Here is a 13,088-nt window from a genome sequence, read left to right as displayed (position 1 = left end):
CGCAGAAACGGTCAAACGGGCCCACAACCGCCGCTGAGGAATACGCAGCATCCTTCCCGAAAAGCCGGTGTTGATTTGGATAACACAAAGCCCGGACCGCAAGATGCGCTCCGGGCTTTTGATCTTTTCGTCGCAGATGGTGTGGCCACGACGCCAAGAGCCGGTGATTGGCTCTGCGGGCGTGTCATGAACTGCCGTCAGCTGGCGTCGGCATCGACCTCGCGAAAGATGCCGACCAGTTTGGTGACGTCCCCGTTGTCATCGCGGATCGCCATGCCTTTGCTTTCGACGCGGATCTCGACGCCGTCCTTGCGGATCAGGCGTTTGACAAAGCGGAAGCCTTCACCGCTTTCGATGGCTTCGGCGACATTGCGTTTGACGTCCTCGCGATCATCGGGATGGAAGAAGGCAATCGCGCTGTCGATATCCGGCACATAGTTCTCTGGCGTCACACCGTGGATCTCATAGACTTTCGGTGACCAATAAGGGGCCTGAGAACCGGAATCGATGGACCAGAAACCGATCCCGACCATCTCCTGTACCAGTTCGGCCTGTGTCAGCAGCGCCTCGGCGCGCTGGCGGGCCTCGACGGTTTCGGTGACATCGGTGCCGATGGTGAAAACCGTCGGCTCTCCGGTGATATGGTGCGGGAAGCGATGCCGGTCCATGTTGATCCAGCGCTCTTCGCCGCCATCGGCCAGTGTCACCTGACGCAATTCACTGTCAAAGCCTTCGGCCTTGTCCAGGACCGCGTCGTCCTGCTCGAACATCTCCTTGCCGGGGGCATTGTCTTTCATGAGTGAAAACACATTTTTCGACAATGCCTTGTCACGGCTGAGGCCCAGCAGCTCAGCATAGGCCTCACTGATGCGCAGGATTTCACCGCTGCGGGTCCGGTTCAGCAACAGCAGTTTCGAATTGTCGAGGATCATCTCCATCTCATGCGCCATGCCGGGGAATTCCGACACCACCATGGTGACGCCAAGGATCTGCCCGTTGACATCGAAGTAGGGCGAGCAGGTCAGCCGGATACGGGTGCCGCGCGAAGTGAATTCCTCGGTGACGGTCTGGCCAAGGCGCAGCGCCTCGCTACAGATCGGCGCCAGGATCGGGAATCCTTCCGGCAGGGCGCATTGGCTGATGTGCGGGCTGGAGATGGGCCGCCGGATGTTGAACATCCGGGTCGCCGCCAAAGTCGCCTGAGTGATCTGAAGCGCGCTGTCGGCCACAACAATCGCCAAGGGCGTGCTTTCGAGCACCGAAATCAGCTCGCCGGTGCGTCCGCTCAGCTCGGACGCCGTCACCTGCAATTCCTCGTTGACGGTGATCAGCTCCTCGTTGGTGGATTGGAGCTCCTCGTTGGAGGTTTCCAACTCTTCGTTGGTGGCCTGCAACTCTTCATTGGTGGATTGCAGTTCTTCGTTCAGCGATTGCAGCTCCTCATTCGAGGTTTCAAGCTCCTCGATGGTCTGCTGCAGTGCTTCGCGGGTGGTTGCAACCTCATTCTCCAGATTGCGGATCCGCTCAAATGTCGCGTCACCTTCCTCGCCGACGAACGGAGCCTGATCGATCTTGGACCGGTCTACGGTCACCGGGGTGAACACCACCAGCGCTGCACGTTCGCTGATCTCCTTGGCCACGATCGGGTAGACGTCGAGCCGGATTTCCTCATCGTCAGTCTCGGCAAGAAGGTGGCGGACACCGCCCTTATGGGAGCCGTTCTTCAACGCGATGGTGATCAGGCTGCGGGCTTCTTCGCGCAGCGGGCTGCGCAACAGATCAAGGTGCATCCGCAGCGAACTGGTCTCGTTCACCTCAATGAACTGGCTGACCGAGCCATAGACACGCGCGATGGAGAAATCTTCGGTCACCAGCAGGGAATTCTTGCCCAGCGACTGCGCCAGCGCCTCGAACAGCTGGCGATCGGTTGATGGTGCCTGCTGCGATGGCGGTTTGATGGTTGGACGCTGCGCCATCATCGGGATCGACGGCATGTTATAGGGCTGCTGCGACTGATGGGCACGCAGGGAGCGTTTACGATAGACATGAGTGGCTGAGCGGTCCTGCACAAACAGCTCATCCGATCCGGCGACGCTTTCTGCGGTGCCGAGGAACAGCAGACCATGCGGTGACATCGCGTAGTGGAAGCGCGACATGACCTTTTGCTGAAGCGGATTGCCAAAATAGATCAGTAGGTTCCGACAGCAGATCAGGTCCACCTTCTGAAATGGCGGGTCCTGGCAGACGTTGTGGTCCGAAAACAGAACCGCATTGCGCAGATTGTCGACCACCCGGACACCATCGGTCTGCCGGATAAGGTATTTGTCAGCCAGCTCCGAGGGGATATCGTTGAGTGCGGCGAGGCTATAGACTCCCTTACGGGCCGTCTTCAGCGCGTCCTTGTCGATATCCGTGGCAAAGATCTGGACCCGTGACTTCAGCTGGTTGGTCGGATTGCCGAGCGCCTCTGACACGACCATGGCGATGGAATAGGCTTCCTCGCCGGTGGCGCAACCCGCAACCCAGATCCGCAGGGGGCCGGGGCCGCGATCCTTGATCAACTGCGGCAGCAGAGTCTTCAGAAGCTCGAATTCCTCGCGATCACGAAAGAACCGGGTGACGGAGATCAGAAGATCCTTGAACAGCGCATCCACCGCATGGGGGTTGTTGCGGCAGAACTGCGTGTATTCCTCCTGGGTTTCGATCCCCAGGGCGATCATCCGCCGCTCGATACGACGGCTGATTGTTGTCTGCTTGTAGTCGCGGAAATCGACACGGGTGCGCGCAAGAAGGATCTGCAACAGATCCGAAACCGGTGAATCCCTCAGACTGTTTTCGTGGCGAAACGAGGAAAAGTCACGCGGCGAGGAAAGGATCTTCTGTAGGTTGGTGCCAATATCCTGCGGCCGCAGCACCAGATCAACGCAGCCGGTCTGCACCGCTGCTACCGGCATGCCGTCGTATTTCGCGCTTTCGGCGTCCTGTGCAATGGTGATGCCGCCAGCCTCGCGGATGGCCTGCACACCATAGGCCCCATCGCTGCCGGTGCCGGACAGGATGATCGCCATAGAGTTGTCGCCGTTCTGCTCCGCCAGGCTGACCAGAAAGCGGTCGACCGACGGGCGCGGGGTGCCGGGTTCGGCATTCGGATCCTGCAAGAGATGCAGACGGCCTTCGGAGAAGATGACATCGCTTTTGGGCGGCGTGATATACACGACATTCGCTTCCGGCACGGTGCCGTTTTCGATGGTGCCAACTTTCAGCTGGGTCTGCCGCGCGACCAGCTCGGTCATCAGGCTTTTATGGTGTGGTGACATGTGTTGCACAACAACATAGGCGGCAGGCGCATCCACCGGGAGAGTCGCGACAAGCTCTCGGATGGCTTCCAGTCCACCAGCGGACGACCCGATTCCGATGATTGTCAGGTCATTCTTCGTTTGCGTTGTCATATGCGTGCCTATCGTCTACCATATGTAAACCTCTTATCCTCTAGATCGATGTCAGGTCCATGGCAAATCCCGATCGGACTAAGGTTTTGACCGGACGATGTGTCTACCGTCACGGATGAGCAATCGAGGAGGCAACATAATGCAATTAATGGTTGTATAAAGCTTGACGTGGAATGTTACTCCAAACTACGCTGCTTAAACGGTTTGTAAACTACTCCTAACTACATATTAAAGACATCTCCAGTTATACAGGTTGGGTGTAATGAACGTTGTTGCCATGACTGACAATATGGATGCTGGAGAGGATCAGCGCAGGTTCATCGTGAACCTTATGGCTCAGAAGGGGCAGCTGCCCTTTGTCCGCTCTTGCGAGGTGGTCAGCCCGACATTCCGCAATCGCACATCCTTCGTCAAATCACTGGCGCTCGAGGAGGTGTTTTGCGACTCCATCGCCGAGGGGTTGAACGACTGCGTTAAGATGCTGTCGGGCGAGACACAGGTTATTTCGCTGCCGTCGCTGATACTTGAAGTTCCGGGACTCGTCCTTGCCGGGGCGCATATCCTGGCAACGGTCGACGATGACGGCAGTCAGTCCATTATTATCAGGTTCCGGATTAGCCTTGGCGGTATTGGCTATGCGTTCCGTCCCGACGTGGGCTTTGGTGCCGGGCTTGAAGATCTGACGCGTGAGGTGAGCGCACAGGTGCTCACCGATCTTGCGCTGCCATTGCTGAATGTCCTTTCGGCGACCGAGGCGGGTCTGGTCGATGCCGAAACCGCAATCGGCTCGCTCAGTCGGCAGCTTGCGGATCGTGTCCATGAGATTCGCTTCCAGATCGAACTGGTGAAGCGCTATACCGACGGGTTGGAACGGCAGCGCAACAGCTGCACCGCCCCAGAACCCGCGCCAAAGCAATTGCGTCAGCTCAGCTCCGGCTGACACTTGCACCGCAAGGGGCGTTAATCCCGCAATGTCGCTGCAAATGATGGCTCCGCATCTTCTGATATCTCGCGTCAATCGTCATGGTGGCTGCTCTGCTTGCGGATCTAGGTGCAATGGATTCCACCGCTGAATATAATGCCTTACCAAACAGGCGGAGACGCAAGGCCGGTTGAGTGAATTGCCTGACAGGGTTGTATTCAGCCGTTCTTATTGGGCGGTTCAACAGCCTGTTTTCATGGCAATGCGGGGGCGGGGCGCCTGTGTTGACCACAAGCCTTCTCCCCAAGGGCGGAGCGAATGCCTCGCTTGCATGGACGTGTCACGTCAGGAGGCGCGTCAGCTCCCGTAAGTTTTAAGGTTAGATATTTTAATCTTGAAATAAATATCCACTTCGGCCTAGGCTTGCCAAAGCGGCCGGTGCAACGGCCGATGGACGGAGCGCAGCCCGATGGGTGTGAGGGAACTGGACGGCAGCCATATGCTGACCGCTGTCATCGTGACAATTCCATACATCCCCGCAAAATGCTGGCGCCGCGCGGTCCAATCGGAAAGAGTAAGCAGCGAAGAGTCACCACAGAAGTGACCTTCATTGCTCAGATAGATCAGGGAGATGGACCAATGACGACACTTAAGACCATGGCGCTTGCCGCAGCGGTTTCGACGCTGGCCTTGGCCGCCGGCGCCGAGACAAAGATTGGCATGATCACAACGCTATCCGGCGGTGGTGCAGGACTGGGTGTCGACGTGCGCGACGGCTTCATGCTGGCAATGGAACAGGCCGGCCGCGACGACATCGAGGTGGTCATCGAGGATGATCAGCGCAAACCAGAAAGCGCCGTACAGATCGCCGACCGCATGATCCAGTCCGAAAAGGTTGACATCATGACCGGGATCATCTGGTCCAACCTCGCAATGGCAGTGGTGCCCGCGGCGACGGCTCAGGGCGTGTTCTACCTGTCGCCCAATGCAGGCCCCTCCGCATTGGCGGGCAAGCGCTGCCATGAGAATTATTTCAACGTCGCCTGGCAGAATGACAACCTGCACGAGGCAGCAGGTGCCTATGCCAATGACGCGGGCCTGAAAAACAGCTACATCCTCGCCCCGAATTACCCCGCAGGTCAGGACGCGCTGACCGGCTACAAGCGCATGTATAAAGGCGAATTGGCGGGCGAGACCTACACCAAGCTTGGCCAGACCGACTATGCCGCAGAGATTGCCCAGATCCGCGCATCCGGTGCCGACAGCGTCTATTTCTTCCTGCCCGGTGGCATGGGGATTTCATTCCTCAAGCAATACGCCGACAGCGGTGTCGATCTGCCCGTTGTAGGTCCGGCCTTCAGCTTTGATCAGGGGATCCTGCAGGCAGTCGGCGGCGCCGCGCTTGGGATCAAGAACACCTCGCAGTGGAACAAGGATCTCGACAACCCGGCCAACACGGCCTTTGTTGCGGCCTTTCAGCAGAAATACGAGCGTCTGCCGTCGCTCTATGCAAGCCAGGGCTATGACACTGCCAACCTCATCCTGAGCGCGCTGGATAAGGCAAGTGTCGATGACAAAGACGCATTCCGCGCCGCGCTGAAGGCGGCAGAGTTCGATTCCGTCCGGGGAGATTTCAAATTCGGCGACAACCATCACCCGATCCAGAACATTTATGTTCGTGAAGTCATTCAGGAAGGCGATGTCTACACCAATAAGATCATCGCAACAGGTCTGGAAAATCACGCCGACGCCTATGCGGCAGACTGCAAGATGTAAAACCATCTGAGTGATGCGGGCCAGTGGAGGACACCGGCCCGCATATCACAAACCCAGTTGTTGCGGAGGCACGCTGCCTCTGCCTTGGTGGAACTGTCACATGTCCCTCATTCTAATATTGGAGCAGATCCTGAACGGATTGCAGTTCGGGGTGATGCTCTTCCTCATGGCGGCTGGCCTGACGCTGGTCTTCGGCGTCATGGGGCTGATCAATCTGGCGCATGGTGCGCTTTATATGGTTGGCGCCTTTGCCGCTGCCATTGTCGCGGGCTGGACCGGTTCCTTTGTGCTTGCGCTGGTGGCCAGTCTCGCTGCCGCCGCAGCCGCCGGCGCGCTGGTCGAACTTCTGGTGATCCGCAAGCTTTATGATCGGGATCATCTGGATCAGGTGCTGGCGACCTTTGCGCTGATCCTCATATTTTCCGAAGGTACACGCTGGGTCTTTGGCTCCTTTCCACTGTTCCTCGATGTGCCAAGCTACCTGTCGGGGCCCGTCACCCTGCCGGGCGGTATTCATTATCCACTCTACCGGCTGACGATCATCCTGATCGGGCTGGTGGTGGCGGCTGGTCTGTTCTGGCTGATCGCGCGCACGCGCATCGGCATTCAGATCCGTGCAGGTGAGAATGATCGCGAGATGATCGCCGCACTTGGTGTAGATATTTCAAAGCTCTACACGCTGGTCTTCGCGCTTGGGGCAGCGCTTGCGGGCCTCGCCGGCGCATTGGTCGGGGCCATCCAGTCGGTCCAGGTCGGCATGGGAGAGCCCGTGCTGATCCTGGCCTTTGTGGTGATTGTCATTGGCGGCATCGGCTCGATCAAGGGGGCGCTGGTCGGCGCGCTTCTCGTCGGGCTGACGGATACACTTGGCGGGGTGTTCCTGCCGCAGTTCTTTGGCCTGTTCATGGAACCTGCAAGCGCGACATCCATCGGAGCATCGCTTGCGTCGATGCTGATCTACATCCTGATGGCCGCAATCCTATTGGTGCGCCCATCCGGTCTATATGGGGGACAGCATTGATGGCGCACGAAAAACTGTTGAACGCGGCGGTGATCCTGCTGCTATTGGGAATTCCGCTCTGGGCGCATTTCGCCGGCGACCCCTTTGTGATCACGCTCGCCACCAAAGTGGCAATCCTGGCGCTGGCAGGCGTCGGGTTGAACATCGCACTTGGCATCGGCGGGCTGGTCAGTTTGGGCCACGCGGCGTTCTTTGGAATTGGCGGCTATGCGATGGGGATCCTTGCCGCCCATGCGCAGAACTACGAGCCGCTGGCACAGTGGCCGATGCTGATAGAAGGCACCAACCAGATGCCGGTCATTTGGCTGGTCGCGGTTCTTGTCAGTGCCTTTGCTGCATTGGTCATTGGTGCGCTTAGCCTGCGCACATCGGGTGTCTATTTCATCATGATCACCTTGGCCTTTGGTCAGATGCTGTATTACTTCGCCATCAGCTGGACCGCCTATGGTGGCGAGGATGGTCTGTCGATCTGGGTGCGCAATGAATTCCCCGGCCTCAACACATTGGTTCCCTTGCAGTTCTTTCTGGTCTGCTATGTGATCTTATGTGCTGCGCTGTGGTTTGCGTCGCGTCTGGCGCGGGCGCCTTTTGGTCTGGCGCTGGCAGCTGCGCGGCAATGCGAGGCGCGGGTGGAGACGGTTGGGATTACGCCCTACAAACTGCGGCTGACGGCTTTTGTCATCTCTGGCGCGATCACCGGTCTGGCGGGGGCGCTATTTGCGGATCTGAACCGCTTTGTCAGCCCGACCATGCTCAGCTGGCACACCAGCGGCGAGATCATGATCTTTGTCATCATCGGCGGAGTTGGCCGCCTGTTTGGTCCGGTCATCGGCGCGGCGCTGTTCATCCTGCTTGAACACTTCCTCGGCGGGATCAGCGATTATTGGCAGATCTACCTTGGCGGTCTGTTGCTCATCATCGTGCTATATGCCCGCGGCGGCGTGATCGGCGCAATCAGCGGACGGGAGGTCGCCCATGACTGAGGTGCAGAGGTCAGAGCAGGTTCTGAAGGTCAGCAATCTCAGCAAATCCTTCGGCGCATTGCAGGCGAGCAAGAACATATCGCTTGATCTTCGGGCGGGGGAAATTCATGCGCTGATCGGTCCAAATGGAGCAGGGAAATCCACACTTATCAAACAGATATCCGGTGAACTTCGACCGGATAGCGGATCAATCTCCCTGCTAGGCCAGCCGGTTGACGAACTAGATCGCGTGGCGCGGGCGCGGATGGGGCTGGGCCGGACCTTTCAGATTTCGGCCCTCGCGATGGAGTTCACGGTGCTGCAAAACGCGGTGCTTGGCGCATTGGGCGCGCGGGGCGGCGTGTTCCGGTTCCTGGGCAATGTCATGAAGGACAAGGCGCTGGTGGCACAGGCAGAGCACGCATTGGACCGTGTCGGACTGAGCAATGAGGCGGCGCGGCGCACGGCAGATCTCTCACATGGGCAACGCCGCCAGCTGGAGGTGGCCGTTGCGCTCACCATGGCGCCTAAGCTGTTTTTGATGGATGAACCCATGGCCGGGCTTGGGGCTGGCGGATCACAGGCGCTTACCGGGTTTCTCGACCAGCTGCGACAGGAGGCGCCAATCCTGTTGGTGGAACACGATATGGATGCGGTTTTTGCGCTTGCTGATCGGATCAGCGTCCTGGTCTACGGCGAGGTGATCGCAACCGGCACCACCGATGAGATCCGCAACCACCCCGAAGTCCGCCGCGCATATCTGGGTGAGGAGGAGGCGGTATGACGCTGTTATCGCTTAAGAACGTCACGGCCTCTTATGGTCCGTCTCAGGCCTTGTTTGGGGTCGATCTGGAGATCGGCGAAGGTGAGGTTGTCGCGCTGATGGGGCGCAATGGGATGGGCAAATCAACCACGATCAAGACCATCTGTGGAATGTTGCCCGCAAGCGACGGGACGCTGTCCTTCGCCGGACAGAACCTGCGCAAACTGCCGTCGCACAAAATTGCAAGGCTCGGCGTTGGTCTGGTGCCGGAGGGGCGGCGATGCTTTGCACCGCTGACAGTGGAGGAGAACCTGACCGCCGCGGCGCGTCCGGGCCCATGGGATTTTTCCATGGTTGCGGATCTTTTCCCCCGTTTGGCGGAGCGTCGCGATCAGACGGCGTCCTCCCTGTCGGGCGGAGAGCAGCAGATGCTGGCCATCGGACGCGCGCTGATGATCAACCCAAGACTATTGATACTGGATGAGGCAACCGAAGGTCTGGCCCCGGTGGTCCGTCAGGAGATCTGGGCTGCCATTGCCCGACTGAAACGCGATAGCGGCCTTGCAATCCTGGTGGTGGACAAGACCCTGCGCGAACTGGCGGCCGTGGCGGATCGCGCGGTGATCCTGAACAAGGGGGTGACGGTCTGGACCGGCGGCATGGCCGCGCTGACGCCCGACTTGAAAGACCGCTATCTGGGCGTCTAGGCGCTGCCGCGGCTTGGACTTGTGATCTGGCTTTGCTAGGCAGGGCAAAATCCCCGGCCAAGGAGCCCGACATGCCCGCCATCACCCTCTGCATTCCGGCCTACGCAATGGGCGGCGACGGTGCGCGCTACCTTCAGGACTCCTTTGAGCACCTTTGCAATCAGAGTTTTACCGACTTTGATATCGTCGTCTCCGATCAATCCGATGACACCGCGGTAGAGGATGTTTGTCGATCCTACGAGGATCGTCTGTCGATCACGCATCTGTGGAACCGCGAGGGTCTGCGGCAGGCCTCCGCCAATGTGAACAACGCTATGGCCCATGCCACGGGTGAGGTGATCAAAGTGTTGTTTCAGGATGATTTGATTATTGATCCCAATGGATTGTCCCATATTCATGATGCAATGGGGCAGGGCGCTGACTGGTGTCTTTGCGGCTCTGGTGTGACGCGGGATGGCAGCAGCATCCTGCGCCCGATGGTGCCCCGTCTGAGCGCGCGTTTGCATTTTGGCAAGAATACCGTCTCAAGTCCCTCGGTGCTCGCAATGCGCCGCGCTTCGGCGCTGGAGTTTGACGAACAGCTGATCTGGCTGATGGATGTCGACCTGTATAAACGGTTGTGGGACACCTACGGCGACCCGGTCATTGTGCAGGGGACCATCATTGCCAATCGCATGCACGAGGGGCAGGTCAGTGCCTCTGTCAGCAAGGCGCTGCGACAGAAGGAACTGCGCTACGTCGCCCGGAAATTTGCCCGCAGCACCACGCTGCGCGGCTGGCTTGAGTATCTGCGGCAGCGTCTGAAGGCGCTGTAATCCAAGGCATGGGGTGACGGGCAAATCGGCCTTTGCCCGTCAACTATCTCAATGACTTAGCGGGGCAGGTGAATGTTGAACTGCTCACGTATCGCCTTGTCCAGAACCGGATCGAACTGTGCCTGCGATGGCTCCGCGAGGATCTGAAGCTTGCGCGCAATGGCCTTGGCCACGAGATCAGGTTTGTCGATCTCCACCCATTCCTTTGGCGATGTGCGATCGGCCAGAGCTGGGTAGATATAGTCGGTCTGCATACGTCCCAATGTCTGGTCCGACCCCAGATAATGCCCCGGCCCGCCGATACAGGTGGCGCGGATTGTCTCCAGGCTGACCGAATCTTCGTCAACCTCGATGCCGCGGACGCAGCGCAGGGCCTGCCCGATCAGATCATCCCCGAGGATCAGCGACTCCAGACAGAAGCCGAGCAGAGAGGCGTGCATTCCGGCGGCCTCGTAAACCATGTTCAGTCCTGACAATCCGGCCAGAACGTTGGAGCACATCTGCTCCCAGCCGGCCTGCATGTCCGGCATCTTGGCATCGGCAATACCCGCTGCTGCGCCACCGGGCAGCCCGTAGAAGGCGTGCATCTGTGCACAGCCCGCCGACAGCAGTGCCTGTTCGCCGGAGCCGCCGGACATCGCGCCGGTGCGCAGGTCGGAGACAAAGGGCCAGGTTCCGAAAATCGCGGGCGCGCCGGGCTTTACCGCGTTGACGTAAACCAGCCCGGCGAGGCATTCGGCAACCGCCTGAACAATGGCGCCGGCTATCGGCGCAGGCGCGGTGGCGCCGGCCTGTCCGGCAGACAGCAGCAGAACCGGCATACCTGCAAGGATCACGGCCTCCATCGCCTGACAGCTTTCGGTGGCGAATTTCATTGGCGGCACAACAAAGCAGTTGGAATTGGAGACAAAAGGCCGTTCGCGCCAGGCCGCCTCTCCGCCCGCGATCATGTGCAGCATCTCCATCGCCGGCGCAACAAAGGCGGGATCCGAGAACGACGTCCCCACATGTTTGGTCGTGCCGGAGCAGCAGGCGTAGATGGTGTTCAGATCCATCTCGAGGTTATCGGTGATATCGCGCGCCACCATGGGCCGTTGCAGGAAGTGGATATTGTCCATCCTGTCGCAGATACGGGCGGCATCGTGCAGATCCTGAACGGTGCATTCGCGGTAGTTTCGCCCGTCGATCTCGACCAGATGGACCGCCGCACCCGCAGTGCCATAATGTACTTTGTTGCCAGAGAGATGCAGGTCGTTCTTCGGGTCGCGACCATAGAGGGTCACGCTGCGATTGGCGTTGCGAATTGTATCTTCCACCAGAGCGCGCGGAAACCGGATGCGGCCGTCCTCGCCCTGGATACATCCTGCGGCAGTCAGATAGGCCACACCGGTTGGTGGTGCATCTGCCAGCCCGATCTGTTCCAGCGCGTCCAGAGCCGCCTGATGAATGCGTTCGACGCCGGCATCGCTGAGGGGGCGGTACTGCCCGCCTTCCAGTCCGGGGCGGACCGGGCGCAGGTGATCGGCAAGCGGCGCGGCACGGGCGGCACGACGGGCGGCACGTCCGCCGCTACGGGCCGCACGAGGGGAGTTCGATTGATCTGTCATTGGGGTCTCTCAGGTTTTGGGGTCGGATCTGATGGGTTCAGATCCGCTGTGGCCGCCCCCGTGCCGCACGCCCGCGAGCCGCCCCGATCGTGCGGCCGATCAGGCTGATGATCCATCGCTCGCCTGACTGTGGTTCCATCTGGATGCCTGTCATGTCGACACTCCGCTTCACTCTGGACATCGTTGCACAGAAGGGGGGCGATTCTGTCCCATTTGCGACCAATGTGAAATTTGCGACAGAAATTTCACGTAGGTCTGGAATTCCCGACCGCTGGCAGCTGCGAGCGGGTTTGGAAAAAATCTAATTAATCAATGAGATTACGATGCGGTTTTCATCTGCACCAAAGGCGCGATTTCGGGCAATCTCAAGACAGGATCATACTGAACCGAGTGTTAAACATTCTGGAGGATACTGGTCGCAGATGGGTCGTCACGCGCGCTGAAGCAGCGCGCAGCCAGAAAAGGGCAGCGCCGATGATACCGGCCATATTACGCACCACGTTGAAGAACCGCCTGTCAGCGGGTCCGGCACGCCGGTCGGATGGTTCTGGCCATCTGTGGCGTGGGGCAGCCGCTGGTCTGGTGCTGAGCATCGGGGTGGCGGGGCCGGTTGGCGCTGGCGATTGGAGCGGGTTCTTTCTGGGTGCCTCCATGGCTCGGGTGACCGGTGCCGCGTCTGACGGCGGCACTGCCAGCGCGCCCGGTCTGCATCTGGGGTATGATCACGATTTCGGCCGCGTCATCCTGGGGGGAGAGGTCGAGGTTGATCGCAGCGGCGGGGCAGGCGACAGCCAGGCAGAGGATCAGACACACCGGATCAAGCTGCGGGCCGGATATGACATGGGCGAAACACTGGGCTATGTCACCATCGGATCGGCACGTCGCGAAACAGCGACAGACAGCGACAATGGCGCGGTCTACGGGCTCGGCGTCAGCTATTCTCTCAACCGGGCGCTGCGGTTGAGCGGCGAATACCTGCATCAGGACGCCAATGACGGCGCGGCGCTTCAGGCACCAGCGCGTGATATCCTGTCGATCCGCGCGTCATTTCAATTCTAGCGGCTGA

10 protein-coding genes are annotated in these 13,088 nt (G+C 59.5%); 8 read left to right on the top strand and 2 right to left on the bottom strand.

The window, feature by feature from the left end; all coding sequences use genetic code 11:
* Nucleotides 1-197: 197 nt before the first annotated feature.
* Nucleotides 198-3,449 (bottom strand): chemotaxis protein CheB, encoded by a 3,252-nt coding sequence (locus VWZ85_RS12355; protein WP_416588512.1) that lies wholly within the window; start codon nt 3,447-3,449, stop codon nt 198-200.
* Between the two features lie 262 nt (nt 3,450-3,711).
* On the opposite strand from VWZ85_RS12355, the gene VWZ85_RS12350 reads away from it, so the two are divergent.
* The 7 genes from VWZ85_RS12350 to VWZ85_RS12320 all read left to right on the top strand — a co-directional run bounded on the left by VWZ85_RS12350 (nt 3,712) and on the right by VWZ85_RS12320 (nt 10,415).
* A complete protein-coding gene (locus VWZ85_RS12350) occupies nt 3,712-4,389 on the top strand; it encodes a hypothetical protein (RefSeq protein WP_416588510.1) in 678 nt (225 codons plus the stop codon).
* Between the two features lie 621 nt (nt 4,390-5,010).
* On the top strand, nt 5,011-6,147 hold the full coding sequence (locus VWZ85_RS12345; RefSeq protein ID WP_416534892.1) for an ABC transporter substrate-binding protein: 1,137 nt from the start codon (nt 5,011-5,013) through the stop codon (nt 6,145-6,147).
* A 100-nt stretch (nt 6,148-6,247) separates the two neighbouring features.
* A complete protein-coding gene (locus VWZ85_RS12340) occupies nt 6,248-7,168 on the top strand; it encodes a branched-chain amino acid ABC transporter permease (protein WP_416588507.1) in 921 nt (306 codons plus the stop codon).
* Nucleotides 7,168-8,151: a branched-chain amino acid ABC transporter permease gene (locus tag VWZ85_RS12335; protein WP_416538786.1), complete on the top strand. Its 984-nt coding sequence runs from the start codon at nt 7,168-7,170 to the stop codon at nt 8,149-8,151. The genes VWZ85_RS12340 and VWZ85_RS12335 overlap by 1 nt, the downstream gene beginning before the upstream one ends.
* Nucleotides 8,144-8,914: an ABC transporter ATP-binding protein gene (locus VWZ85_RS12330; protein ID WP_340545658.1), complete on the top strand. Its 771-nt coding sequence runs from the start codon at nt 8,144-8,146 to the stop codon at nt 8,912-8,914. The genes VWZ85_RS12335 and VWZ85_RS12330 overlap by 8 nt, the downstream gene beginning before the upstream one ends.
* Nucleotides 8,911-9,600, top strand: coding sequence for an ABC transporter ATP-binding protein (locus VWZ85_RS12325; protein WP_340545657.1), 690 nt, complete (start codon nt 8,911-8,913; stop codon nt 9,598-9,600). The genes VWZ85_RS12330 and VWZ85_RS12325 overlap by 4 nt, the downstream gene beginning before the upstream one ends.
* Before the next feature lie 71 nt (nt 9,601-9,671).
* The gene (locus VWZ85_RS12320) at nt 9,672-10,415 is read left to right on the top strand and encodes a glycosyltransferase family 2 protein (RefSeq protein ID WP_416553730.1); all 744 of its coding nucleotides are present in this window, start codon (nt 9,672-9,674) and stop codon (nt 10,413-10,415) included.
* A 56-nt stretch (nt 10,416-10,471) separates the two neighbouring features.
* On the opposite strand, the gene VWZ85_RS12315 is transcribed toward VWZ85_RS12320, so the two are convergent.
* The gene (locus tag VWZ85_RS12315; RefSeq protein ID WP_340545655.1) at nt 10,472-12,022 is read right to left on the bottom strand and encodes a trimethylamine methyltransferase family protein; all 1,551 of its coding nucleotides are present in this window, start codon (nt 12,020-12,022) and stop codon (nt 10,472-10,474) included.
* A 474-nt stretch (nt 12,023-12,496) separates the two neighbouring features.
* Between VWZ85_RS12315 and VWZ85_RS12310 the strand changes: the two genes are divergently transcribed.
* Nucleotides 12,497-13,081 (top strand): outer membrane protein, encoded by a 585-nt coding sequence (locus tag VWZ85_RS12310; RefSeq protein ID WP_416553732.1) that lies wholly within the window; start codon nt 12,497-12,499, stop codon nt 13,079-13,081.
* Nucleotides 13,082-13,088 lie beyond the last annotated feature (7 nt).

This window comes from Phaeobacter sp. JH20_29 (genome assembly GCF_048056175.1).
Classification (GTDB): Bacteria; Pseudomonadota; Alphaproteobacteria; order Rhodobacterales; family Rhodobacteraceae; genus Phaeobacter; species Phaeobacter bryozoorum.
The sequence above is the reverse complement of the archived record's forward strand: the minus strand, read 5'-3'. Positions and strand labels throughout refer to the sequence as shown.

What these genes read in the sequence shown, in the direction of transcription:
- VWZ85_RS12355 (WP_416588512.1), bottom strand. Translation starts at nt 3,449, where the DNA reads ATGACAACGCAAACGAAGAATGACCTGACAATCATCGGAATCGGGTCG.
- VWZ85_RS12350 (WP_416588510.1), top strand. Translation starts at nt 3,712, where the DNA reads ATGAACGTTGTTGCCATGACTGACAATATGGATGCTGGAGAGGATCAG.
- VWZ85_RS12345 (WP_416534892.1), top strand. Translation starts at nt 5,011, where the DNA reads ATGACGACACTTAAGACCATGGCGCTTGCCGCAGCGGTTTCGACGCTG.
- VWZ85_RS12340 (WP_416588507.1), top strand. Translation starts at nt 6,248, where the DNA reads ATGTCCCTCATTCTAATATTGGAGCAGATCCTGAACGGATTGCAGTTC.
- VWZ85_RS12335 (WP_416538786.1), top strand. Translation starts at nt 7,168, where the DNA reads ATGGCGCACGAAAAACTGTTGAACGCGGCGGTGATCCTGCTGCTATTG.
- VWZ85_RS12330 (WP_340545658.1), top strand. Translation starts at nt 8,144, where the DNA reads ATGACTGAGGTGCAGAGGTCAGAGCAGGTTCTGAAGGTCAGCAATCTC.
- VWZ85_RS12325 (WP_340545657.1), top strand. Translation starts at nt 8,911, where the DNA reads ATGACGCTGTTATCGCTTAAGAACGTCACGGCCTCTTATGGTCCGTCT.
- VWZ85_RS12320 (WP_416553730.1), top strand. Translation starts at nt 9,672, where the DNA reads ATGCCCGCCATCACCCTCTGCATTCCGGCCTACGCAATGGGCGGCGAC.
- VWZ85_RS12315 (WP_340545655.1), bottom strand. Translation starts at nt 12,022, where the DNA reads ATGACAGATCAATCGAACTCCCCTCGTGCGGCCCGTAGCGGCGGACGT.
- VWZ85_RS12310 (WP_416553732.1), top strand. Translation starts at nt 12,497, where the DNA reads ATGATACCGGCCATATTACGCACCACGTTGAAGAACCGCCTGTCAGCG.